This window comes from Variovorax sp. Soil_C_17 (genome assembly GCF_057657265.1).
In genome coordinates this window covers 213,377-234,601 of sequence record NZ_JBDGIT010000001.1, presented here as the reverse complement: position 1 = coordinate 234,601, position 21,225 = coordinate 213,377, and the positions used below count along the sequence as shown (strand labels likewise).

At 68.2% G+C, this 21,225-nt stretch carries 22 protein-coding genes; 13 read left to right on the top strand and 9 right to left on the bottom strand.

The annotated features are described in order from the left end of the window. Positions 1 to 40 precede the first annotated feature (40 nt). Together AC3A6Y_RS01100 and AC3A6Y_RS01095 are read left to right on the top strand one after the other, a co-directional pair. A complete protein-coding gene (locus tag AC3A6Y_RS01100; protein ID WP_487866386.1) occupies positions 41 to 568 on the top strand; it encodes a hypothetical protein in 528 nt (175 codons plus the stop codon). Beyond that, positions 565 to 1,263 carry a hypothetical protein gene (locus AC3A6Y_RS01095; RefSeq protein ID WP_487866385.1) on the top strand — a complete coding sequence of 233 codons (699 nt, stop codon included), beginning with the start codon at positions 565 to 567 and terminating at the stop codon, positions 1,261 to 1,263. Before AC3A6Y_RS01100 ends, AC3A6Y_RS01095 begins: the two co-directional genes overlap by 4 nt. An 18-nt stretch (positions 1,264 to 1,281) precedes the next feature. Here the strand turns inward: AC3A6Y_RS01095 and katE are convergent, their stop codons facing one another. Continuing rightward, the gene (katE, locus tag AC3A6Y_RS01090) at positions 1,282 to 3,462 is read right to left on the bottom strand and encodes a catalase HPII (protein ID WP_487866384.1); all 2,181 of its coding nucleotides are present in this window, start codon (positions 3,460 to 3,462) and stop codon (positions 1,282 to 1,284) included. Between the two features lie 36 nt (positions 3,463 to 3,498). Then, positions 3,499 to 3,639, bottom strand: a complete 141-nt coding sequence (locus tag AC3A6Y_RS01085; protein WP_181360628.1) for a hypothetical protein — start codon at positions 3,637 to 3,639, stop codon at positions 3,499 to 3,501. Positions 3,640 to 3,926: 287 nt separating this feature from the next. On the opposite strand from AC3A6Y_RS01085, the gene AC3A6Y_RS01080 reads away from it, so the two are divergent. Further along, positions 3,927 to 4,745 carry a transglutaminase-like domain-containing protein gene (locus AC3A6Y_RS01080; protein WP_487866383.1) on the top strand — a complete coding sequence of 273 codons (819 nt, stop codon included), beginning with the start codon at positions 3,927 to 3,929 and terminating at the stop codon, positions 4,743 to 4,745. Positions 4,746 to 4,748: 3 nt separating this feature from the next. Here AC3A6Y_RS01080 and ligD read toward each other — a convergent pair whose 3' ends face one another. The 3 genes from ligD to AC3A6Y_RS01065 all read right to left on the bottom strand — a co-directional run bounded on the left by ligD (position 4,749) and on the right by AC3A6Y_RS01065 (position 9,367). Continuing rightward, complete coding sequence (gene ligD / locus AC3A6Y_RS01075) at positions 4,749 to 7,283, bottom strand: DNA ligase D (protein WP_487866382.1); 2,535 nt, start codon at positions 7,281 to 7,283, stop codon at positions 4,749 to 4,751. 9 nt (positions 7,284 to 7,292) lie between these two features. Further along, positions 7,293 to 8,249, bottom strand: coding sequence for a non-homologous end joining protein Ku (gene ku, locus AC3A6Y_RS01070; RefSeq protein WP_487866381.1), 957 nt, complete (start codon positions 8,247 to 8,249; stop codon positions 7,293 to 7,295). A gap of 125 nt (positions 8,250 to 8,374) precedes the next feature. Continuing rightward, complete coding sequence (locus AC3A6Y_RS01065) at positions 8,375 to 9,367, bottom strand: succinylglutamate desuccinylase/aspartoacylase family protein (protein ID WP_487866380.1); 993 nt, start codon at positions 9,365 to 9,367, stop codon at positions 8,375 to 8,377. A 91-nt stretch (positions 9,368 to 9,458) separates the two neighbouring features. On the opposite strand from AC3A6Y_RS01065, the gene AC3A6Y_RS01060 reads away from it, so the two are divergent. Beyond that, entirely contained in the window at positions 9,459 to 9,719 is a 261-nt protein-coding gene (locus tag AC3A6Y_RS01060) for a hypothetical protein (RefSeq protein ID WP_487866379.1), read from the top strand. Here AC3A6Y_RS01060 and rpe read toward each other — a convergent pair. Then, on the bottom strand, positions 9,716 to 10,408 hold the full coding sequence (gene rpe, locus AC3A6Y_RS01055) for a ribulose-phosphate 3-epimerase (protein WP_487866378.1): 693 nt from the start codon (positions 10,406 to 10,408) through the stop codon (positions 9,716 to 9,718). The genes AC3A6Y_RS01060 and rpe overlap by 4 nt on opposite strands. 51 nt (positions 10,409 to 10,459) lie before the next feature. Here rpe and apaG point away from each other — a divergent pair, with 51 nt between their 5' ends. The 7 genes from apaG to AC3A6Y_RS01020 all read left to right on the top strand — a co-directional run bounded on the left by apaG (position 10,460) and on the right by AC3A6Y_RS01020 (position 17,186). Then, a complete protein-coding gene (gene apaG, locus AC3A6Y_RS01050; RefSeq protein WP_487866377.1) occupies positions 10,460 to 10,855 on the top strand; it encodes a Co2+/Mg2+ efflux protein ApaG in 396 nt (131 codons plus the stop codon). A 94-nt stretch (positions 10,856 to 10,949) separates the two neighbouring features. After that, the gene (locus tag AC3A6Y_RS01045) at positions 10,950 to 12,218 is read left to right on the top strand and encodes a cation:proton antiporter (RefSeq protein WP_487866376.1); all 1,269 of its coding nucleotides are present in this window, start codon (positions 10,950 to 10,952) and stop codon (positions 12,216 to 12,218) included. 41 nt (positions 12,219 to 12,259) lie between these two features. After that, positions 12,260 to 13,378: a YbdK family carboxylate-amine ligase gene (locus AC3A6Y_RS01040; protein WP_487867777.1), complete on the top strand. Its 1,119-nt coding sequence runs from the start codon at positions 12,260 to 12,262 to the stop codon at positions 13,376 to 13,378. A 16-nt stretch (positions 13,379 to 13,394) separates the two neighbouring features. Then, positions 13,395 to 14,363 carry a thiamine-phosphate kinase gene (gene thiL, locus AC3A6Y_RS01035; protein WP_487866375.1) on the top strand — a complete coding sequence of 323 codons (969 nt, stop codon included), beginning with the start codon at positions 13,395 to 13,397 and terminating at the stop codon, positions 14,361 to 14,363. Between the two features lie 139 nt (positions 14,364 to 14,502). Further along, a complete protein-coding gene (locus AC3A6Y_RS01030; protein WP_487867776.1) occupies positions 14,503 to 15,240 on the top strand; it encodes a type IV toxin-antitoxin system AbiEi family antitoxin domain-containing protein in 738 nt (245 codons plus the stop codon). Continuing rightward, complete coding sequence (locus AC3A6Y_RS01025) at positions 15,237 to 16,160, top strand: nucleotidyl transferase AbiEii/AbiGii toxin family protein (protein WP_487866374.1); 924 nt, start codon at positions 15,237 to 15,239, stop codon at positions 16,158 to 16,160. The genes AC3A6Y_RS01030 and AC3A6Y_RS01025 overlap by 4 nt, the downstream gene beginning before the upstream one ends. Positions 16,161 to 16,268: 108 nt before the next feature. Beyond that, the gene (locus AC3A6Y_RS01020; RefSeq protein WP_487866373.1) at positions 16,269 to 17,186 is read left to right on the top strand and encodes an aspartyl/asparaginyl beta-hydroxylase domain-containing protein; all 918 of its coding nucleotides are present in this window, start codon (positions 16,269 to 16,271) and stop codon (positions 17,184 to 17,186) included. Positions 17,187 to 17,199: 13 nt separating this feature from the next. Here AC3A6Y_RS01020 and AC3A6Y_RS01015 read toward each other — a convergent pair whose 3' ends face one another. Beyond that, positions 17,200 to 18,015, bottom strand: a complete 816-nt coding sequence (locus AC3A6Y_RS01015; RefSeq protein WP_487866372.1) for an isocitrate lyase/PEP mutase family protein — start codon at positions 18,013 to 18,015, stop codon at positions 17,200 to 17,202. A 109-nt stretch (positions 18,016 to 18,124) separates the two neighbouring features. Here AC3A6Y_RS01015 and AC3A6Y_RS01010 point away from each other — a divergent pair, with 109 nt between their 5' ends. After that, entirely contained in the window at positions 18,125 to 18,328 is a 204-nt protein-coding gene (locus tag AC3A6Y_RS01010) for a hypothetical protein (RefSeq protein WP_487866371.1), read from the top strand. 3 nt (positions 18,329 to 18,331) lie between these two features. Here AC3A6Y_RS01010 and AC3A6Y_RS01005 read toward each other — a convergent pair whose 3' ends face one another. Together AC3A6Y_RS01005 and AC3A6Y_RS01000 are read right to left on the bottom strand one after the other, a co-directional pair. Then, positions 18,332 to 20,134 carry an ATP-binding response regulator gene (locus AC3A6Y_RS01005; RefSeq protein ID WP_487866370.1) on the bottom strand — a complete coding sequence of 601 codons (1,803 nt, stop codon included), beginning with the start codon at positions 20,132 to 20,134 and terminating at the stop codon, positions 18,332 to 18,334. Next, entirely contained in the window at positions 20,134 to 20,748 is a 615-nt protein-coding gene (locus AC3A6Y_RS01000; RefSeq protein ID WP_487866369.1) for a response regulator, read from the bottom strand. The genes AC3A6Y_RS01005 and AC3A6Y_RS01000 overlap by 1 nt, the downstream gene beginning before the upstream one ends. Before the next feature lie 188 nt (positions 20,749 to 20,936). Here AC3A6Y_RS01000 and AC3A6Y_RS00995 point away from each other — a divergent pair, with 188 nt between their 5' ends. Beyond that, positions 20,937 to 21,212, top strand: a complete 276-nt coding sequence (locus AC3A6Y_RS00995; protein ID WP_487866368.1) for a hypothetical protein — start codon at positions 20,937 to 20,939, stop codon at positions 21,210 to 21,212. The last annotated feature ends 13 nt before the right edge of the window (positions 21,213 to 21,225 follow it).

Here is a 21,225-nt window from a genome sequence, read left to right as displayed (position 1 = left end):
ATATTCTCGTTTCCGGAAATCGGAAAACAAGGAGCTCGCATTGAATGAGGCCAAGCAACTGACTCTCAAACCACAAGATCTGATGGTTGCGGTGAAGGTCGCAGTCAACCCGAATCGCTCGTTCTTGCTCGCCGATCTTTCGCGCGAGCTGTTCATTGCGCTGTCGCTCATCCATGGCTCGGTTCGCAGAGCGGAGCAGGCCAGGCTGCTGAGTCGAGCAAGCGGCAGCATCAGATCCATTCCGGCGAATCTGAAGGAGTTCGTCATCCATGGCGCCAAGTACTGCTTCCCAGGGCAACTCGGCAGCTTGACTCGCGGGATCCCAACGGCGGTTGGAGGGCCCGGTCTCATCGAAGAGTTTGGAACTGCAGATGTGCTCGCACCCGTTTGGCCCGATCCGGAGGGAACAGCCTGGGGGCCCAGTCTCCAGCCTCTTCATTCGTCGTTGCCGGCGGCCGCGAAGGCCGACCCTGCGTTGTACCTGGCGTTGTCTCTGCTGGACGCACTTCGCGTCGGCGCTGCCAGAGAACGCGAGATCGCAAGCAGCAGACTTGCGGAGCTGATATGAACGAGCGAGACCCCAACGTCGCGATCGTGGAACTGGTTGCTGCGGCTTTGGGCGCGTTGAGTGAAGAACTGGTCCTTGTGGGGGGGAGTTGTGTGGGCCTGCTCATCACAGATCGGGCGAGGCCACCCATTCGACAAACCATCGACGTCGATCTCGTCGCCGAGGTCGCATCGGTGACGGCCTACTATCAGGGGCTCGTTCCTCGCCTGCGTGCACGAGGCTTTGGACAAAGCCCTGCCGATGAGCACATGTGCCGATGGAAGCGCGGCGACCTCATACTGGATGTCATGCCTTCTGAAGAAAGCGTTCTGGGGCACTCAACCAATCGCTGGTACTCCGAAGTCATCCGAAGCGCTCAAAGGCTAACGCTCCCCAGCGGACGAAGGATTCTTGCCGCGACTGCGCCGGTCTTCCTGGCGACAAAGCTCGAAGCCTTCTACAGCCGGGGCGGCGGAGACTACGCTCACCACGACATGGAAGACATCGTGAACCTGATCGACGGCCGCCCGACTCTGGGCGCCGAGGTCGATGATGCGCCTGACCCGCTGAGGGAATATCTCCGGGAGGAATTCGAAGATCTCCTGCAAGATCTTTCATTCGTGGACCAATTGCCGATGCATTTTCGGACCGATGCGGCAGAACAAGCCAGGGTGCCGACGGTCATCGCAAGAATGCGGCGACTCGCAGGCCTCTAGGTTTCGCTCCCGATAGATCTAGGCCGGAACGGCGTCGACGTTCGGCCGGTCCCAATGCCGGTGCTTGCCGATCGCCGCGATGAAGTCATGCGCGATCTTCAGGGCCGCGGTGTTGTCGCCCAGGTTGGTGGTCGGCGTCGCGGCCACCACCACGCCGGCCGGGTAGGCCTTGCTGTCGGCGCCGATGCCCAGCGTGGCCAGCAATTGCACGCCCTCGCCCACGGTGCAGACCGCCTTGCAATGCTTGTAGGCCTCGAGCACGAAGTGCACGGCGTCGCCGTTGCGAGCCAGTGCCTCGGCACCCTGCGCGCCGGCCGGCACCAGCACGGCGTCGAACATCACGGAGGGCGTGTTCTGGAAGGTGGCGTCGACCTCCAGCTGCCGCCGGGATGCGCTGGTGACCGTGCCCAGCCGCGGCCCCACCACCTTGCACTGGGCGCCGGCCTGCTCGAGGGCCTCGCGGATCGGCTTGAGCGAGGCCGAGTCGATGCCGTCCGTCGCCAGGATCGCGATCTGGCGGGTCTTGATCGAGCCGTCGCCGCTGTCGACCATGCGCAGCGCCGCCGATTCTTCGATCGGCAGCTTCATGCGGTGCTCGCGAAAGCCGGCGCGGCCGGCGGCCGCCTTCGGGTCGGGCGCCCCGATGCCCAGGGGTTCGGCCACACGGCGCGCCAGCTTCTCGTCGACATGCGCGAGGTTGTCGACCATGCGCTGGCGGATGGTCGGCGCCGTCACCTTCGAGAGCTCGAAGCGGAAGGCCGCGATGACGTGCTCCTTCTCGGCCGCGCTCTGGCTGTTGAAGAACAGGCGCGCCTGGGTGAAGTGGTCGTCGAAGCTGGGGCTGCGGCGGCGCAGCTTGGGCGTTTCGATCTCCTCGGGGAAGGACTGGAAACCGCCGCTGCCGCCATCGATGCGGAATTCCTTGCCGTCGTTCAGCGAATGCGGCTCGTAGGCCACGTGGCCGCGCGCGATGGTCTGGCGGTGCATGCCGTCGCGCTGGAAGTTGTGGAAGGGGCACACGCTCTTGTTGATCGGCAGCTCGTGGAAGTTGGGCCCGCCCAGCCGCGAGAGCTGCGTATCGGTGTACGAGAACAGCCGCCCCTGCAGCAGCGGGTCGTTGCTGAAGTCGATGCCGGGCACCACGTGGCCCGGATGGAAGGCGACCTGCTCGGTTTCGGCAAAGAAGTTGTCGGGGTTGCGGTTGAGCACCAGCCGCCCGATGCGCTGCACCGGCACCATTTCCTCGGGAATGAGCTTGGTCGGGTCCAGCAGGTCGAAGGGCAGCGAATGCTCCTTGTCCTGCGGGATCATCTGCACGCCCAGCTCCCACTCCGGGAAATCGCCGCGTGCGATCGCCTCCCAGAGGTCGCGGCGGTGGAAGTCCGGGTCCTTGCCGGCGATCTTCTGCGCTTCGTCCCAGGCCAGCCCGTGGATGCCCAGCTTGGGCTTCCAGTGGAACTTGACGAAATGACTCTCGCCGCGCGCGTTGACGAAGCGGAAGCTGTGAACGCCGAAGCCCTCCATCATGCGCAGGCTGCGTGGGATCGCGCGGTCCGACATGATCCACATCAGCATGTGCGTGGTCTCGGGCATCAGCGAGGCGAAGTCCCAGAAGGTGTCGTGCGCGCTGGCCGCCTGCGGCATCTCGTGGTGGGGCTCGGGCTTGACGGCATGGATCAGGTCGGGGAACTTGATCGCGTCCTGGATGAAGAACACCGGAATGTTGTTGCCCACGAGGTCGTAGTTGCCCTCGCGCGTGTAGAACTTGACGGCGAAGCCGCGCACGTCGCGCACCGTGTCGGCCGAGCCGCGCGAGCCTGCCACGGTCGAGAAGCGCACGAAGACCGGCGTCTTGACCGACGGGTCCTGCAGGAAGTCGGCCGAGGTGAACTGCGACATCGACCGGTAGACCTCGAAATAGCCGTGGGCCGCCTCGCCGCGCGCATGCACCACGCGCTCGGGAATGCGCTCGTGGTCGAAGTGCGTGATCTTCTCGCGCAGGATGAAGTCTTCCAGCAGCGAGGGCCCGCGCACGCCGGCCCGCAGCGAATTGTGGTTGTCGGGGACCTGGACGCCCTGGTTGGTCGTGAGCCGCGGCGCGTTCTCGGCGACGGAGGCCGCCAGCTGTTCCTGCTTGTCCGTACTGCCGTTGACCGGCTTGGGGCGGCGGCTGCCCGCGGTCTTGTTCGTTGGCGTCATCGGGAGTTCCTTCTGTTGTCCCGGGGCGCCGCGGCATCAGCCGGCATCGAAGAAGACGTCCAGGGCGTTGACCACGACCGCCAGGGCGACGATGCCCGCCACCGCTGCCACGGTCCAGACGATGACATCGTCGAACCAGGGCGCATCGAGGACGCTGAGCAACGAGGAAAGCTCCATGATTCGCTCCGTGTCATTGTGGTGTGGAGATCGCAGGTCGGGAGGCACGGCCGGCAATGCGGCCGCGTGCAATGCTTCAGCTTAGGCGGTGCGCCGAAGACCCCCCGTAGTGGCCGCGCGCCGACGTCTGTGGGAAGGCCCAGCGGCCGGCGGTAGGACCGCACTGACGGGTTTGAAGGCCGGCCTACGCGCGCTCGCGCGCACCGGCTCACGTACCGTTTTCGCGTCGCGCCTTAGGATGCGTCGTCGCTCGCGCGCCGCGTCCACACCTCCAAGCCACACACCCCATGCTCATCCGAATCGGCTACGACATCGAACTCGGCGTGAACTCGCCGACCGCCTTGATCTACATGCTGCAGGTGCACCCCTCGCGCGCCGGCGATGTCGTCGGTGGCGAGAACATCACCATCAGCCCACCGCTGGTGACCGACTTCTACCGCGATGCCTTCGACAACCACTGCGCACGCGTGCGCGTACCCGCCGGAGTCACGCGGGTGCGCCTGCGCAACGACGCGCAGGTCTACGACACAGGCTGGCCCGACGCGGTCGATCTCGGCGCGGTCGAACACACGCCGGACCAGCTGCCGGTGGAGACCTTGCGCTTCCTGCTGCCCAGCCGCTACTGCGAAGTCGACGGCGAGCTGCTGGGCTTCGCCTGGCGCAGCTTCGGCCAGGTGCCCAAGGGCTGGCCGCTGGTGCAGGCCATCTGCGACTACGTGCACCAGCACCTGGTCTTCGACTATCCGAGCGCGCGCCCCACGCGAACGGCGCTGGAGGCCTGGCATGAGCGAAGGGGCGTGTGCCGCGACTTCACGCACCTGGCCATCACGCTGTGCCGCTGCATGAACGTGCCGGCGCGCTACGTCACCGGCTATCTCGGCGACATCGGCATACCCCCGGTGCCCTACCCGATGGATTTCAGCGCCTGGTTCGAGGTCTACCTCGGCGACCGCTGGTGGTCCTTCGATGCGCGCCACAACAAGCCGCGCATCGGACGCATCATGATCGCCCAGGGCCGCGACGCGGCCGACGTGCCGATCACCATGGTGTTCGGCGAGCACACGCTGGAGCGCTTCGAAGTGGTGACCGAGGAAGTGGAGGGCTGAGGCTCACGGCGCATCGGAGGGCTCGTAGCCCAGCCTCTTCATCGCCGCCGCCAGCCCTTTGCGACTTTTCTCCATCGCCGCCCATGGCTCGTTGCCCACTGCCAGGCGCTCGCCGATCGTGCGCACCGTCCATTGCGCGGCGCTCTGCAGCATGGGCAACTCGTCCCATTCGATCGGCACGGAGACGCCGAGGCCCGGCCGCGCGCGCACCGACCAGGCGCTCACGGTGGTGGCGCCGAAGCCGTTGCGCAGGTAGTCGACGAAGATCTTGCCGACGCGGTTGCGCGGGCCGCTCTTGGCGACGAATCGTTCGGGAATGGTCTCGGCCAGGTGGATCACCAGGGCCTGGGCGAAGCCCTTGACCGCATCCCAGCCGTAATGCCGCCGTATCGGCACCACCACGTGCATGCCCTTGCCCCCGCTGGTCTTGAGGAAGGCGGGCAGCGCGAGCTCGTCGAGCAGGGTCTGCACCAGGAGGGTCGCCTCCTGCATCGTCGCCCACTCGACGCCTTCGCCGGGGTCGAGGTCCAGCGTGAAGCGGTCGGGCCGGTCGATGGCGTTGGACGTGGCGTTCCAGGTGTGCAGCTCCAGCACGTTCATCTGCGCGGCGGAGAGCAGGCCCCGCACGCTGTCGATCTGCAGCAGCGGCTCGTGATCGGGGTCGAGCGCCGGGTCCAGCAGCTTCACGCCCTGCATCTCGTTCCGGCTCGCATGCTTCTGAAAGAAGAGCTCGCCGCCCACGCCTTCGGGCGCTCGCACCAGCGCGACCGGACGGCCCTTCAGGTGGGGCAGCATGAGCTCGCCCACCTGGTCGTAGTAGGCGACCAGCTCGCCCTTGGTGACGCCGCTGGTCTTGTCGATCACGCGCTGGGCGTTGGTGATGTTCAGTGCCTTCATCGTGGGGCTCGCCTCCTGGGCCTGGCGGATCGCGGCCGGGGGTTGCGCCTGCTCGCGCCGGATTTGCGAGGCAGGCTTGTCGCTGCGCAGGCCCTGAAACACGGCCTGGCGCACCCGGCCGTCGCGCGTCCATTCGCCGAAGGCAATCTCCGCCACCAGCTTCGGCTCCACCCACTGCGCCTTGACACCCGCGGGCCGCTTCTCGAAGGGGCATTCGTCGCTCGCCAGCCGGTCGAGCTTCGCCTTGATGTCGGCCAGCCGGCCGGTGTCGAAGCCGGTGCCCACGTTGCCGCAGTACTGCAGCCGGCCGCTGTCGTCGTACACGCCCAGGAGAAGCGAACCGAAGCCGGTGCGCGAGCCCTTCGGGGCGGTATGGCCGCCGATCGCGAATTCCTGGCGCCGCTGGTTCTTGAGCTTGATCCAGTCGGGCGATCGGCGCGACACATAGGCCGAGCCCTTGCGCTTGCCGATGATGCCTTCGAAGCCCAGCTCCGCCGTGGAGGCCAGCAGCTCGCGCGGGGTGGCATCGAAGGCCTCGGAGAGCCGCAGGCCGGCCGGCGGCGCCTTGCCCAGCAGCTTGGCGAGCCGCGCGCGGCGCTCTTCCACCGGCAGGGCGCGCAGGTCCTCGCCGTCCAGAAAAGGCGCATCGAAGAGCCAGTACACGATGTCGGCCGTCGCCCGCCGGTCGAAGGCGTTCTGCAGCGCCTGGAAGTCGGGCGCGCCGTTCTTGCCGGCCACCACGATCTCGCCGTCGAGCCAGGCCGAGCGCGTGGGCAACTGCGCCAGCGACTTCGCCAGCGCCGGCAGCTTCGACGTCCAGTCGTTGCCGTTGCGCGTGATGCACCGGACTTCGTCGCCTTCGATGCGGGCCAGCACGCGATAGCCGTCGTACTTGAGCTCGTAGAGCCAGTCTTCAGGCACCGGTGGCGGCGACGAGGCCAGGGTCGCGAGCTCCGGTTCGAGGCGCTCGGGCAGCGTGGCCCGGCGGGGCTTCGGCGCGGCGGCCTTGCGCGCCGTGGGCGGCTTGGCGGGCTCGGCCTTGCGGCCGTAGCTCAGGTCCGGCGGATGGTCGACGTCCCGGCCGGTCAGCACGCTGTCGGGCTCGGCCTCGACGACGTCGTAGTCCGCGAGCGGCCGGGCCTCTGCGTCCTGCTCCTTGATCAGCAGCCAGGGCTCCTGCTTCTCGCCCTTGCCGCGCATGCGCACCAGCGTCCAGTGGCCGCGCAGTTTGTCGCCGTGCAACTCGAACTTGAGCTTGCCCTCGGCCAGGCCGCGTCGCGCGTCGCCCTCGGCTTCCCATTCGCCGCGGTCCCAGACGATCACGGTGCCGGCGCCGTACTGCCGAGGCGGGATGGTGCCTTCGAAGTCGGCATAGGAGACCGGGTGGTCCTCCACATGCACCGCCATGCGCTTGACCGTCGGATCGAGGCAAGGCCCCTTGGGCACGGCCCAGCTCTTGAGCGTGCCGTCGAGCTCCAGGCGGAAGTCGTAGTGCAACTGGCGGGCGTGGTGCTTCTGCACCACGAAGGCATGGGCGCCGCGGCCGGCGCGGCCGACCTGGTGCGGCTCCGGCGTTTTCTTGAAATCGCGCTTGCGGCGGTAGGGCGCCAGCGCTTCGCTTGCACGGGGCCTGCTTGCCACGGCCGTGCCTCAAGCTGCCTTGCGGCGTGCTGCCGCCTTCCGGGCCGGGGCGCGCTTGCGGGCCGCGCGCTTGGCGACCGGCTTGCGCGCCCTGGCGGGCGCTTCCTCGCTGCCGCTCTCTTCCTCGTCGGCACCTGCCTTGCCGCCCTTGCGCAGGCTGCGCTGCAAGAGCTCGGTGAGGTCCAGGATCTTCGCGCTCGGCCGGCCTTCCTCTTCTTCCACGGGGCCGAGCTTGGCCACGGCTTCGGTCTTGCCGGCCTCGATCTTGCGGTCGACCAGGCGCAGGATCTCGTCCTTGAAGGAGTCCTTGAAGGCCTCGGGGTCCCAGTCCGAGCTCATGTCCTCGACCAGCTCGGTGGCCATCTTGATCTCGCGTTCGGCGAGGCCCGCCTTCTTCGCGTTCTCGGCGGGCAGCGGCAGGTCTTTCCAGGGCCGGATGTCGGCGCCCCAGCGCAGCAGGTTCAGCACCAGCCCCGGACCGACCGGCACCAGGGCCGCGAGGTGCTGCTTGGTCTGGATGACGACCCGTGCCACGCCGATGCGGCCGGTGCGCTCCAAGGTCTCGCGCAGCAGCGCATAGACCTTGCCGCCGCGGTTGATGGGCGCCAGGTAGTAGGGCCGCTCCAGGTAGACGAAGGGAATGCTGTTGGCGGGGACGAAGGTCTCGATCTCGATGGTCTGCGTGGTGCGTGGATAGGCGTCGGCGATCTCCTTGTCGCTCAGCACCACGTACTGGCCGTCCTCGACCTCGACGCCCTTGACGATCTGCTCGCGCGCGATCTCCCGGCCCGTCTTCTTGTTGATGCGCTTGTAGCCCACCGGGTCCATGCTGCGCTTGTCCAGCCAGTCGAAGTCGATGCTGTGATCGACGGTGGCCGCGTAGAGCGCCACCGGGATATGGACCAGGCCGAAGCTGATGGCGCCTTTCCACAGGACGCGCGGCGCGGGGGTCTTGGATGCGGGCATGGGCAATCTCCAGGGGGGTCCACCCTAGGACGTCCCTCGAGCCGCGCATGTAGGAAGGCGGCGGAGCCCCGCGTCAGGGGCGCGCGCCGTCCGGCCGCGGTACCCGCCGGCCGTCAGTGCCAGCGTCAGGCGCCGGGCCGGCGCAGGTCGCGATCGCTCTTGATCGCGAAATAGAACCACTCGGCGCCGGGCAGCGCCTGTGCGTTCGGGAACACGATGAAGCCGTCGCGCTCGGCGGCCAGCACCGTGCCGTCGGCGCGCACACCGATGGGCTCGCCCTTCGCCACCGGGTCGAAGGTGGCCCACTCGCGCACGAACTGGTCTTCTTCGCTGTCGCGATCGGTCACGCTGACCAACCGCAGCAGCGAAGGCGCCACCGGCGGCTCGGCCTGCGGATCGGGCGCGACCATGCCCAGCAGGCGCAGCGCCGCATGAATGGCGCGGTGCGCGACCTCGGGCGCGGCCGGGTCCTGGTGCTGGCCGCATTCGAGCGTGACGCCGTAGCCGCCGCGGCTGCGCATGTATTCGTTGGTGCCCCACCCGAAGGCCAGCGCGGCCTCGTCGGCCGGCTGGCCGCCGGCGCGCTGCGCCAGGCCGGCCGCGTAGATGTCGAGCCAACCCTCGACCACGCGCGGCGTGCCCATGTGCAGCGCGAGCAGCCCTTCCTCGAACGCTCGGGAAAACGGCTCGAGCGTGCCGGCGTTGTCGCGCGGGCCGATCATCGCGAAAGCCTCGCCCGCGCTCTGGAAGGAGTGCAGGTCCAGCAGCACGTCGTGCCGCTCGAGCAGCGGGCACAGGAGGTCGGTGATGCGGGCTTCGTAATCGGCCGGCGCCTCGCCCGACGGGGTGGGCTTGAACAGACGGTTGAGGTTGCGTTCGCCTTCGCGCCGCATGAGGCGGCGCGCCAGCGGGTTGGCCACCGGCACCAGCGTGAGCTGGCCACGCAACAGCTGCAGCGCGCCGCTGTCCAGCTCGGCCAGGGTGCGCTCGATGCCTTCCGTGCCGCAGGTCTCGTCGCCGTGCACGCCGCCCAGGACGATCAGCTTCGGCCCGGGCTCGAGGGAAGTGAATCCGTGGATGCGAAGAAGGTCGGGAACGTGGGGCTGCGGCTCGCTCATCTCGCCGCTGATCCTACAGGGCCGCGCATGGCGGTCCTACCGGGCTTTCCGCGATGCCGTGCCACAAGACGGCATGACCAAGGAGCAAGCAATGGCAAGCAAGAAGGAGAAGGCGCCCCCGAAGACCGACCCGCTGAAGGACGCCGGCGGCGGCCAGACCAAGGTCGAGCAGGGCGGCGAATCGGCTCCGCGCCTGCCCCACGAGCGCGACCAGTCCTCGGACAGCCAGCAGAACCAGGGCGGCTCCGCCGAGCAGGGCCGCAAGGGCATGGAGGACGTGGAGCGCGGCGTGGTCGACACCGACCGCGGCCCGGTGGCCGACCGGGTCTACAACGAGAAGGTCAGGCCTTAGTCCGCCTGGAGCTGCGCGCGCATCTCGGCGATCACGCCTGCGTAGCTCTTCGCATTGAAGATCGCGCTGCCGGCCACGAAGGTGTCCGCGCCGGCGCCGGCCACGCGCGCGATGTTGTCGGTCTTGATGCCGCCGTCGACCTCCAGGCGGATGTCGCGCCCGCTGGCCTCGATGCGCTTGCGGGCGAGCTCGATCTTGCGCAGGGCCGAGTCGATGAAGCTCTGGCCGCCGAAGCCCGGGTTCACGCTCATGATGAGGATCAGGTCGATGTCGTCGATCGCCCAGTCCAGCGGCTCCAGCCCGGCGCCGGGGTTGAACACCAGCCCCGCCTTGCAGCCGGCCGCCTTGATGGCCTGGATGCTGCGGTGCGTATGGGGCGAGGCGTCGGGGTGGAAGCTGATGTAGTCGGCTCCCGCCTGCGCAAAGGCGGCGGCCAGCGCGTCCACCGGCTCGATCATCAGGTGCACGTCGATCGGCACCGGCGTGCCGCCGGCCGTCTTCGCGTGCGGCTTGAGGGCCTGGCACACCATGGGGCCGAAGGTGAGGTTCGGCACGTAATGGTTGTCCATGACGTCGAAATGAATCCAGTCGGCACCGGCGGCGATCACATCGCTCACTTCGGCGCCGAGGCGCGCGAAATCGGCCGAAAGGATGGAAGGGGCGATGCGGAAGGTGCTGCTGCTGCTCATGGGGGCCAATTGTCGCAGGCTGTTTCCTCACCAATTGTTAACATCGCGCCGATGTCCAGCCCTCCGATCAAGATCCAGGTGGAGCCGCGCTACCTGCCGGACCAGTCTTCGCCCGAAGACCGGGTCTACACCTTCGCCTACACGATCACCGTGACCAACACCGGCCGGGTGGCAGCGCAGTTGATCGCGCGGCACTGGCTCATCAACGACGCCAGCGGACAGACGCAGGAGGTCAAAGGCCTCGGCGTGATCGGCCAGCAGCCGCTGCTGGCGCCCGGGCAGTCCTTCCGCTACACCAGCGGATGCCGGCTGCAGGCGCCCAGCGGTACCATGCATGGGAGCTACTTCTTCGTGACCGAGCGCGGCGAACGCTTCGACGTCGCGATTCCCATGTTCGTGCTGGAAGCCGACGCGGGCGGCGCGCCCGTCCCGCGCGTGCTGCACTGAACGCAACCTTCTTCCCCGAGCCATGAACGCCCCCGTGCGCTCTGCTCGACGCGCGATGCCTGCCCGGTGCTCGCGTGCTTAACAGATTGGCCTGATGAGTTCTTTCATTCCCAACGACCTGCTGGGCTTCTGGTCCGAGTGGCTGCGGCCCTCGGCGGGCCTGCCCACCGTGCTGTGGTCGCTGCTGCTGGCCGCCGCCGCCGCGGCCGGCCACCTGGTGCAACGCTATGCAGGCATGCCCAAGGTGGTCGGCTACTCGATGGTCGGCACCGTGGTCGGCCTGGCCGGCTTCGAGGGCGTGATGTGGCCGCTGCAGGGCATCAGCCTGTTCCTGCTCGAGCTCGGCGTGGCGATCGTGCTGTTCGAGGCCGGCGGCCGGCTGCCGCTGCGCTGGTTCCGCCACAACCCGATGGTGCTGGTGCAGAGCCTGCTGGAAGCCACGCTGACCTACTTCTTCGTGTTCTGGGTGCTGCACTGGATGGACGTGCCCGATCCTGTGGCCAACCCGATCGCGCTGATGGCCATCGTGGCCTCGCCGGCGGTGCTGAGCCGGGTGGTGATCGACACCCGCGGCTCCGGCCCGGTGACCGAGCGGGCGCTGACGCTCGCCACGCTCAACACCTTCTATGCGCTGACCCTCGGCTACGCGCAAGCCGGGCTGATCGAGCATGCGCCGCTGGGCCTGTTCCAGAAGCTCTATCCGGTGGCGGTGGTGCTGGGGTTGTCCTTCGTGGTGGGCGCGCTGATGGCGCTGTCGCTGCGCTCGGCCCTGCGCGTGATGAGCCCGACCAGCGAGAACACCTCCATCCTGCTGCTCGCGATCATTGCAGCCGGCGCCGCGCTGGCCGCGCACCTGGGCGGCTCGGCGCCGCTGGCGGCGCTGATCGGCGGCGTGCTGCTCAAGGCCCTGCATCCCAAGCCCTGGGTCTGGCCGCGGCAGCTGGGCACGGCCGCCTCGCTGCTCACCATGCTGATGTTCGTGCTGGTGTCCGTGGTAGCGGCACAGGCCGACTGGAGCCTGCCCATCGCCAGCGTGGTGCTGGCCGTGATCGCCGTGCGCACGGTGGCCAAGATCGCCGGCGTGGCGATCGCCAACCCGGGCAGCGGCGCGAGCTGGCGCCAGGCCCTGTGGGTGGGCTGCGCGATGGCGCCCCTGTCCTCCATCGCGCTTCTGATCACCTCCGGCTTCGTCACCGCCTCGCCGCTGCTGGGCGCGATGATCACGCAGATCGCCCTGCCCGCGATCCTGCTGATGGAGGTGCTGGGCGCAGTGCTCGCCACCGTGGCCATCCACGGCGCCGGCGAGAGCTCCAGGCCCTGGATGCCCGAGGCCTTCAGCATCACGGAGGAGACGCAGCGATGAGCGCATCGCCGGGCCTGCCCGACTCCCCCGAGAGCCGCGTGCTGCCGCTGGAGCCCTTCAACAAGTCGGTCGCCCTGTCGCTGGGCGTCGAGCTCGAGCTGCAGCTGGTCAACACCCACGACTACGACCTCGCGCCCTATACCGAGGACATGCTGCGCCTGATGGCCCAGACCCCGCTGCCCGGCAGCGTGGTGCCCGAGATGACCTCGAGCATGATCGAGATCTCGACCGACATCTGCCACTCGGCCAAGGACGTGGTGGCGCAGCTCACGCCCATTCGCGACGCGCTGGTGAAGAACGCCGACAAGCTCAACATCGCGGTGGTGGGCGGTGGCACGCATGCCTTCCAGCAGTGGCATGAGCGGCGCATCTACGACAAGCCGCGCTTTCGCGAGCTGTCGGAGCTCTACGGCTACCTGTCGAAGCAGTTCACCATCTTCGGCCAGCACGTGCACATCGGCTGCCCCGATGCCGATGGCGCCCTGCTGATGCTGCACCGCATGTCGCGCTATATCCCGCACTTCATCGCGCTGTCGGCCTCCTCGCCTTTCGTGCAGGGGCAGGACACGCAGTTCGACTCGGCGCGGCTCAACTCGGTGTTCGCCTTCCCCTTGTCGGGCCGCGCGCCGTTCACGCTCAGCTGGCGCGAGTTCGGCAACTACTTCGAGCGCATGACCCGAACCGGCGTCGTGCGCAGCATGAAGGACTTCTATTGGGACATCCGGCCCAAGCCCGAGTACGGCACCATCGAGATCCGCGTCTTCGACACGCCGCTCACGGTGGAGCGCGCCGCGGCGCTGGCCGGCTACGTGCAGTCGCTCGCGGCCTGGTTCCTGCAGGAGCAGCCCTTCACGCCCACCGAGGACGACTACCTGGTCTACACCTACAACCGCTTCCAGGCTTGCCGCTTCGGCCTGGACGCGCTCTATGTGGACCCGGCCACCGGCAGCCACATGCCGCTGCGCGACCACATCCTCATGACCATGACCCAGCTCGAATGGCACAGCGAGGCGCTGGATGCCACCCAGGCCCTGGGCCAGCTGCGCACCAGCGTGGAGGCCAATCGCAACGACGCGCGATGGCTGCGCGAACGCCAGGCCAAGGAGCGGCTGCTGGCCGAGGTGGTGCGGCAGGCGGCCGTGCGCTTTCGCCACGGCTGAGAGGCTGAGCACGACGATGGGCGAGTTCGATCTCATCGAGCGCTATTTCAGGCGCCCCGCCACCCGCTCCCCGCTGGGCGTGGGCGACGACTGCGCCCTGCTGGCGCCCGCGCCCGGCATGCAGCTCGCGGTGTCGACCGACATGCTGGTGGAGGGCCGCCATTTCCTCTCCACCGTCGAGCCGGCGCGCCTGGGGCACAAGGCGCTCGCGGTCAACCTCAGCGACCTGGCGGCCTGCGGTGCGAAGCCCCTGGCCTTCACCCTCGCCCTGGCGCTGCCGGCAATCGACGAGCCCTGGCTGGAGGCCTTCTCGCGCGGCCTGTTCGCGCTGGCCGATGCGCATGGCTGCGAGCTGGTCGGCGGCGACACCACGCGCGGGCCGCTCAACCTCTGCATCACCGTTTTCGGCGAAGTGCCGGCCGGCGCGGCGCTGTTGCGCTCCGGCGCGAAGCCGGGCGACGAGCTTTGGGCCAGCGGCAGCCTCGGCGATGCGCGGCTGGCGCTGGAAGTTTTTCGCGGAACCCTGGCGCTGCCGCCCGAGGCCTTCGACCGGGCGCGCCGGCGCATGGAGCAACCCGAGCCGCGCGTCGCGTTGGGCGTGGCCCTGCGCGGCATCGCCACCGCCGCGGTCGATCTGAGCGACGGGCTGGTCGGCGACCTTGGGCACATCCTTGCCGCCAGCGGCGTGGGCGCGACCTTGGATGCGGACGCCGCCTGCGCCTTGATCGGCATTCCCGCCGCAGCAGTGCTGGATCCGGCGCTGCGCCGCACCTGCGCGCTGGCAGGCGGTGACGATTACGAGCTGCTCTTCAGCGCGCCGCCCGCCGCCGCCGCCGCCGTGCTCGACGCCGGGCGGCTCAGTGCGACGCCCGTCGCCCGCATCGGGCGCATCGAGGCGCTACCCGGATTGCGCATCGTCGATGCCCAGGGCGGGCCAGTCGCACAGCAGTTCGCCGCCTTCGACCATTTCCAGGCCCGGGCGTAGCCTGCTCGCCAGGCACGCACGAAGGGCGCCCAGCGGACCCGGCAGTGATTTGGTTTTGCTTTGGGTATCGTAGTGTGATTACCACAATTCGAACAAAACAAAAGGTTGTTCGAATTTGGAAATTACCAATAATCGTAGTTTGACTACGATAAATCGATCAAAACTAAACAAGCTCCTGGCGCAGGTTCCCGGCGGCACGCCCGTGACCAGCAGAGACTTGGCCCTGGGAGGCATCTCTGCCGACCTGGCAGTCCACTACGTTCGCGCAGGGTGGCTCAAGCGTCTGGCGCGCGGCGTGTACCTGCGTCCCGACGCCGCGCTGCAGCGCGATCCCAGCCTGGGGCTGCTCCAGCGCCAGATCCCTGGCCTCCACGTCGGCGGCAAGACTGCGTTGGACTGGCATGGCGTGCGCCACTATGTTTCCCACAATCCCAAATTGCAGCTCTATGGCTTGAAGTCGGCCAGACTGCCGGCGTGGTTCACGGATTCCTTCCCGGCGGAATATCACCGCAAGCAGCTCTTCAGCAGCGACGCGACCGGCATGAAGCACGCCGGCCCCTTCGAGGGCCGCGCAAACGGGCCGAACGTGTCCTCCCCTGAACGTGCGTTCCTCGAGCTGATGAGCGAAGTGGGCGTGCGGCAGCCGTTGGCCGAAGCGCGCGAGCTGGCTGAAAGCGCCTACGGCCTTCGCGCGTCGGTTCTTGGCGACCTGCTGCGAGAGTGCACGAACGTGAAGACGGTTCGCCTGTGCCTGCAGCTCGGACGAGAACTCAGCCTGCCCTGGGCAAGAAAGCTGGACCCCGCAAAGCTGCCGGCCGGGGCCGATCGACCCTGGGTTTCTCGAACCAACGAAGGGTTGATGGTCCTCAAGAAGTGAACGACATCTATCTCAAGACTGCGCGCCTGCTGACCCAGGTCGCGCCGTTCGTCCTTGCCGACGACACTTTCGCTCTCAAGGGCGGCACGGCCATCAACCTGTTCGTGCGCGACATGCCGCGCCTGTCGGTGGGTCTCGATTTGGTCTTGCCGGACCACACCTTGTCCCGCGCCGCAGCGCTCAAGCAAATCAAGGCGTCGCTCGGGCGAACTGCCGACCATTTGAAGTCAAAGGGGTTTCAAACCCACCTTGCCGGCTCACCCGATGCGGGTGAGACAAAGCTTCTGGTGAAACGAGACGGAATAGAAGTCAAGATCGAGGTGAACTACGTGATGCGTGGCACCGTCAGGCCTGTCGAGATCGCGGGGCTGACGGCCAAGGCGCAGGAGGTCCTTCAGGTCGAGCTCGAAATCCCGGTGGTTTCGCTCGACGACGTCTACGGGGGGAAGCTCGTCGCTGCGATGGACCGGCAGCATCCGCGTGATCTCTTCGACGTGATGCATCTGTTGGCCAACGGCGGCATCAGCGACGGCATTCGGCGTGCGTTCGTGGTGTACCTGGCAAGCCACAACCGGCCGATCCACGAGGTGTTGTTCCCGCCGCTCCACGACGTGACCTACGAGTTCGAGGCCAACTTCAACGGGATGACCACCGAGCCGGTCGAACTGGATGCCTTGCTCGCGGCCCGGGAACAGATGATCGCCATCCTGCACCGAGACCTGGATGCGAATGAGCGAGCCTTCCTCATGTCCCTGGCCGACGGCGAGCCGGATTGGAGCCGAATGGCCGTGGACCATCTCGATGCATTGCCGGCGATCCAGTGGAAGCTGCATAACCTGGCGAAGCTGAAGAAGGCAAACCTGGCAAAGTTCAAAGCGCAGTCGCAGGAATTGGCCGGGAAGATTGCCGCGCTGGGGTGACGGGCAGGACCCAGACCCTCCCAGGGCGAAGCTGCGCGCCATGCGCGATTCAGCGAGAATCCCCGGCTCCTCTTCATCCCGGCGACGCCCCCCGTCTCGCCCGCAGCGATGCCCAGCTTCCTGTCCTACAAGCTCCTGATTCCCCTGGTCTTCCTGGCCTCCGGCTTCTACGTGCATTTCCGCGGCAAGGTGCGACACCGGATCGGCCGGCAGTTGAGCGACCACTCGACCTTCCTCGCACCGCTGAACGTGCTGATGTACTGGTTCTCCTCGGTGCCCTCCAAGCCCTACATCGACGTGAAGCAGTTCCCGGAGCTCGAGGTGCTCGAACAGAACTGGCAGACCATTCGCGACGAAGGCCTGGCGCTGTTCGACGAGGGCCACATCAAGGCGGCGGCGGGCTACACGGACATCGGCTTCAACTCCTTCTTCCGCACCGGCTGGAAGCGCTTCTATCTCAACTGGTACGGCGACTTCCTGCCGTCGGCCAAGGGCCTGTGCCCGAAGACCACCGAACTGCTCGCAGGCATTCCCTCCGTGCGCGCGGCGATGTTCGCCATCCTGCCGCCGGGCAGCACGCTGGTGCGGCACCGCGATCCCTTCGCCGGATCGCTGCGCTACCACCTGGGCCTCAAGGTGCCGCAGGATGCGGCAAGCTGCCGCATCTTCGTCGACGGCCAGTCCTATCACTGGAAGGACGGCGAGGCGGTGATGTTCGACGAGACCTACATCCACCACGCCGAGAACCTCACCGACGAGACCCGGCTCATCCTGTTCTGCGACATCGAGCGCCCGCTCAACAACCCGATCGCGCGCTGGATCAACCGCGAGATCGGCTGGCGCATGATCAAGGCGGCCGCCACGCAGAACGAAGAGGGCGAGCCGATCGGCGGGCTGAACAAGGCCTTTGCACAGGTCTACAAGATCCGGGTGCTGGGCAAGCGGCTGAAGGCCTGGAACAAGCCCAGCTACTACCTGGTCAAGTGGGCGATCTTCGGCGGGCTGTTCTACTGGCTGTTCTTCTGAAGTCGCGCTCGACTCAGCGGAACAGGCCGTTGAGCTCCTGCCCCGAGGCCGCATCCGTGAAGCCGTCGAAGCGGCCTTCCAGCAACGGACGCGCAGCCCGCATGAACCCGCCCCAGGCCGCGCGCGCCAGCGCGCCGCCGACGCTGACGCGCCGAACGCCCAGCGCGGCAATGTCCTGCAGCGTGAACTCGCTGGTGCCGCCGATCAGCAGGTTGACCGGCTTGGGCGCCACCGCGGCGACCACCGCCTCGATCTGCTCGCGGGTGCGGATGCCCGGGGCGTAGAGGCAGTCGGCGCCGGCCTCCGAATAGGCCTTGAGCCGGGCGATGGTGTCCTCGAGGTCGGGGCGGCCCTGAAAGAAGTTCTCCGCCCGGCCGACCAGCAGCGTTTCGCCGCCCTCCTGGTCGATGGCCGCACGCGCGGCGCGCAGGCGCGCCACCGCCACGTCGATGTCGTACAGCGGATGGTCCGCATCGCCCGTCGAGTCCTCGATCGACAGCCCGGCAACGCCGGTGTCGATGGCCATGCACACGCTCTGCGCGACGCCTTGCGGATCGGCCGCGAAGCCGCTTTCGAAATCGGCGTTCACCGGCAGGTCGGTGGCCGCGACCAGCTCGCGCAGGTGGGCGAGGATCTCGGCGCGCGAAAGAGCGCCATCGGCATGGCCGCGCGACCAGGCGAAGCCGGAGCTGGTCGTGGCCAGCGCCTGGAAGCCCAGGCTTTGCAGGAAGCGTGCGCTGCCCAGGTCCCAGGGGTTGGGCAGCACGAAACAGCCCTCGGCATGGAGCTGGCGGAAGAGGGCGCGCTTTTCGGCGACGGTACGGGTCATGGGCACCTCGGCTTGAGAGGAGGGATGGTCGGCATCGGATGAAGGTCCACCCCGGGTTATAGAGCCGCGCGGCGGCGGCGGGCCAGGGGAACTACTGCAGAATACCCGCATGAACTGGCTCGCATCCCTCTCCATCGCTTTGCTCATCGCCGGTTGCGGGGTGCCGCCCAACCAGGTCGTCCCGTTGCGCGACGGCACGCTGCGTGCCACCACCTACGTGCAGGCCGGCGACCATTGCCGGGAGAAGGGGTTGACCGCGCGGATGCTGGGGAAGGCACCGGCGGAGCAGGGCGTGCTGTTTCGCTGCGAGTGAGGCTCAGGCCCGGCGCATCTCGAGCCCCGCGAACGAGGAATCGAGCTCGCGACCCATCAGCACCGCGCTCATCGCCCGGTGGAGCTGGCTGGGCAGCACCGGCTTGTGCAGCAGCGGCACCCCGGTCGCACGCGCCTCGCGCAGCCGCTGCGGCGCGGTGTCGCCGGTGATCAGCAGCGCCGGCAGGTCCGTGCCGAACTCCGCGCGCAAGGCCGCGATGGCTTCGGCGCCGGTGCGCAGCTCGCGCAGCCGGTAGTCGCTGATCACCAGGCCCGGCCGGTGCGTACGCGCCAGGGCCTGCGCTTCTTCGATGGAGTCGGCCACGTCGCAGACACAGCCCCAGGCGCCGAGCAGCTGGCGCATGCCGGTGCGCACGGATTCGTCGTCGTCGATCACCAGAACGCGCAGGTCGAACACGCGCGCCGGACCCGGCACCGCTTCCGCGGCGCCTTCGGCCACCACCCCGGCGCGCGCCGCAGGCAAGGCCAGCCGGAAGACGCTGCCGCGACCCGGCGTCGACGCCAGCGCGAGCGGCTGCCCCAGCGCCCGTGCCAGGCCCTGCGCGATGGCCAGGCCCAGGCCCAGGCCCTTGCGGCGGTCGCGCTCGGCGTTGCCGAGCTGGTGGAATTCGCGAAAGATCGCCCGGTGCTGCGCGGGCTCGATGCCGATGCCGGTGTCCCACACCTCGATCAGCACCTGCTCGCCGCGCGCGCGGCAGGCCACCAGCACGCCGCCCTGCTCGGTGTAGCGGATCGCGTTCGACACCAGGTTGCGCAGGATCAGCGCCACCAGCGCCGGATCGGAGCGCACCGCCGCGTGGGTCTCGCGCGAGCGGTAGACGATGCCCTTGGCATCGGCCTGCGGCGCCAGCTCGTTCTCGATCTTGTTGAGCAGGGGCTGCAGCGGGAAGACCTGCATCTGCGGCTCGACGACGCCGGCCTCGATGCGCGAGAAGTCCAGCAGCGTGTCGAGCATCTCGGCCGAGGCCTGCCAGGTGGCGCGCGCGTTGGCCAGCGCGTCGTACTGGTCGGCCGAGAGCTTGCTGCGCGCCAGCACCTCGAGGAACAGGCCCTGCGCGTGGATCGGCTGGCGCAGGTCGTGGCTGGCGGCGGCGAGGAAGCGGGACTTGGCGAGGTTGGCCTCCTCGGCCGTGCGGTGCGCGGCCTGCGCATGCTCGGTCTCGATGCGCAGCCGCTCGATCAGCTCGTGGTTCTCGAAGCGCAGCCCGATGGCCCGGCGCGCCGCGCGCGAGCCGTTGCGCGCCTGCCCGACCAGGGCCGCGCTGTAGATGATCGCGGCCACCCCGAGGGCGTCGTAGGCCGGGTCGCCCATCGTCCAGAGCTTGGAGCCGAGCACGATCAGCTCGGTGGCGCCGAACACGATGAATGCCGGAAAAATCGGCGCCAGCGAAGACATGGAGCTGCCGGCAACGCCCGCCAGCACCGCCAGCACCAGCACGTTGCCGGCCATCGTGGTGGTGCCCAGTGCGGCCCAGGCCAGGGAGCCCCAGGCCGCCCCGTCGATGAGGTTGAGCACCAGCTTGCGCAGCAGCAGCCCGCGTGCGCTCGCGGGGCTGATCTCGCTGGCCAGCAGCCGCCGCGCATCCCGCACGAGGTAGAGCTTGATCAGGATGATGACCCCGGCCCAGGCCCGCATCGCGAGTGCGTTGGATTCGTTGGAGAGCACCCAGACCAGCAGCAGCGCCAGCAGGATGGTCGGGATCAGCGAGGCGCCGATGTTGCCCAGCTGCAGCCGCAGCTGTTCCACCAGCATGCGGTCCTCGGGCAGGCGCGACGCCCCCACCATCAGGCCACGAGCCCGCGTTGCCGTGCCGCGAACCCGGCTTCGGAGCGGCTCGAGACCTGCAGCGCCGCCAGCACCGCCTGCACATGGCCGCGCACGGTGTTCTCGGACAGGTTGAGGCGCCGGCCGATGAGCTTGTTGGACAGGCCCTGGCACATCAGGTCGAGCACCTCGCTCTGGCGCGGCGTGAGCAGCGGCTGTGCGTCCGTGCCGCCCTCGCACGCCGGCAGGCCGCCGGCCGCCACGGGCAGGCCCTGGCGCAGCTGGCCGATCACCGCGAGGATCTTGGCGGCCGGCTCGGCCTTGGAGACGAAGGCCGCGGCGCCGCGCTCCATGGCCAGCCGGACCTTCTGCGGCGAGACCTCCGAGGACAGGATCACCACCAGCGCCTGCGGCCACTTGCGCCGGACCAGCGCGATGCCTTCCAGGCCGTTGAGGCCGTGCAGCTGGATGTCCAGCAGCACCAGCGCCGGCTCCTGCATCGAGGTGCGCAAGGCCTCTTCGAGTGAGGCGGCCTCCGCCACCTCCAGATCGGCGATGCCTGCGGCAAGCACCATGCGCAGCCCGCTGCGGAACAGCGCATGGTCGTCGACGAGAAGAATGCGGGGCGGCAGCATGAGGCAAACAGACACGAAGGCAGGCGACAGGCGGGCAGGCGAAAGGACGGGGGAGCGAGCGTCCAGGCATTCTGCCCAAGTCCCCCCTCTCTGGGCCCGGTCCAATTGGACTATTTACGCAGTCCGGCGCAGCGGCGACCATCAGGGTCCCCACAATTTCACGCTCCCGTCCCTTCGCCCGCAGTCGAATGAAGCCCCTGGTCGAAATCCAACGCGTCGGATCGAACGCCTTCAGCTACCGCATCAGCGCCTTCGTCGCCGGTGCGGGGCCGGCAGGCGACAGCGGCACCTTCGAATCGCTGGCCTTCTGCCTGTTCGACGCAGGCGCTTCGCTGGGCGCCTATTTCGCGAGCGTGGAACTCAATGTGAACGGCCTCTTCGTGGGCTCTTACCCGATCGACGCGCTGTGCCGCCATCCCAAGCGGGTGGCGCAGCGCATCCAACAACATTTCCAGCCGGCCTGAGCGCGGCGCGCCC

Bases quoted from the DNA above. Each gene is read 5' to 3' on its own strand.
- ku (WP_487866381.1), bottom strand. From the start codon at position 8,249: ATGCCCGCATCCAAGACCCCCGCGCCGCGCGTCCTGTGGAAAGGCGCC.
- AC3A6Y_RS01095 (WP_487866385.1), top strand. From the start codon at position 565: ATGAACGAGCGAGACCCCAACGTCGCGATCGTGGAACTGGTTGCTGCG.
- AC3A6Y_RS01045 (WP_487866376.1), top strand. From the start codon at position 10,950: ATGAGTTCTTTCATTCCCAACGACCTGCTGGGCTTCTGGTCCGAGTGG.
- apaG (WP_487866377.1), top strand. From the start codon at position 10,460: ATGTCCAGCCCTCCGATCAAGATCCAGGTGGAGCCGCGCTACCTGCCG.
- thiL (WP_487866375.1), top strand. From the start codon at position 13,395: ATGGGCGAGTTCGATCTCATCGAGCGCTATTTCAGGCGCCCCGCCACC.
- AC3A6Y_RS01085 (WP_181360628.1), bottom strand. From the start codon at position 3,639: ATGGAGCTTTCCTCGTTGCTCAGCGTCCTCGATGCGCCCTGGTTCGAC.
- AC3A6Y_RS01005 (WP_487866370.1), bottom strand. From the start codon at position 20,134: ATGGTGGGGGCGTCGCGCCTGCCCGAGGACCGCATGCTGGTGGAACAG.
- AC3A6Y_RS01060 (WP_487866379.1), top strand. From the start codon at position 9,459: ATGGCAAGCAAGAAGGAGAAGGCGCCCCCGAAGACCGACCCGCTGAAG.
- AC3A6Y_RS01080 (WP_487866383.1), top strand. From the start codon at position 3,927: ATGCTCATCCGAATCGGCTACGACATCGAACTCGGCGTGAACTCGCCG.
- AC3A6Y_RS01065 (WP_487866380.1), bottom strand. From the start codon at position 9,367: ATGAGCGAGCCGCAGCCCCACGTTCCCGACCTTCTTCGCATCCACGGA.
- AC3A6Y_RS00995 (WP_487866368.1), top strand. From the start codon at position 20,937: ATGAAGCCCCTGGTCGAAATCCAACGCGTCGGATCGAACGCCTTCAGC.
- AC3A6Y_RS01020 (WP_487866373.1), top strand. From the start codon at position 16,269: ATGCCCAGCTTCCTGTCCTACAAGCTCCTGATTCCCCTGGTCTTCCTG.
- rpe (WP_487866378.1), bottom strand. From the start codon at position 10,408: ATGAGCAGCAGCAGCACCTTCCGCATCGCCCCTTCCATCCTTTCGGCC.
- AC3A6Y_RS01015 (WP_487866372.1), bottom strand. From the start codon at position 18,015: ATGACCCGTACCGTCGCCGAAAAGCGCGCCCTCTTCCGCCAGCTCCAT.
- AC3A6Y_RS01010 (WP_487866371.1), top strand. From the start codon at position 18,125: ATGAACTGGCTCGCATCCCTCTCCATCGCTTTGCTCATCGCCGGTTGC.
- AC3A6Y_RS01000 (WP_487866369.1), bottom strand. From the start codon at position 20,748: ATGCTGCCGCCCCGCATTCTTCTCGTCGACGACCATGCGCTGTTCCGC.
- katE (WP_487866384.1), bottom strand. From the start codon at position 3,462: ATGACGCCAACGAACAAGACCGCGGGCAGCCGCCGCCCCAAGCCGGTC.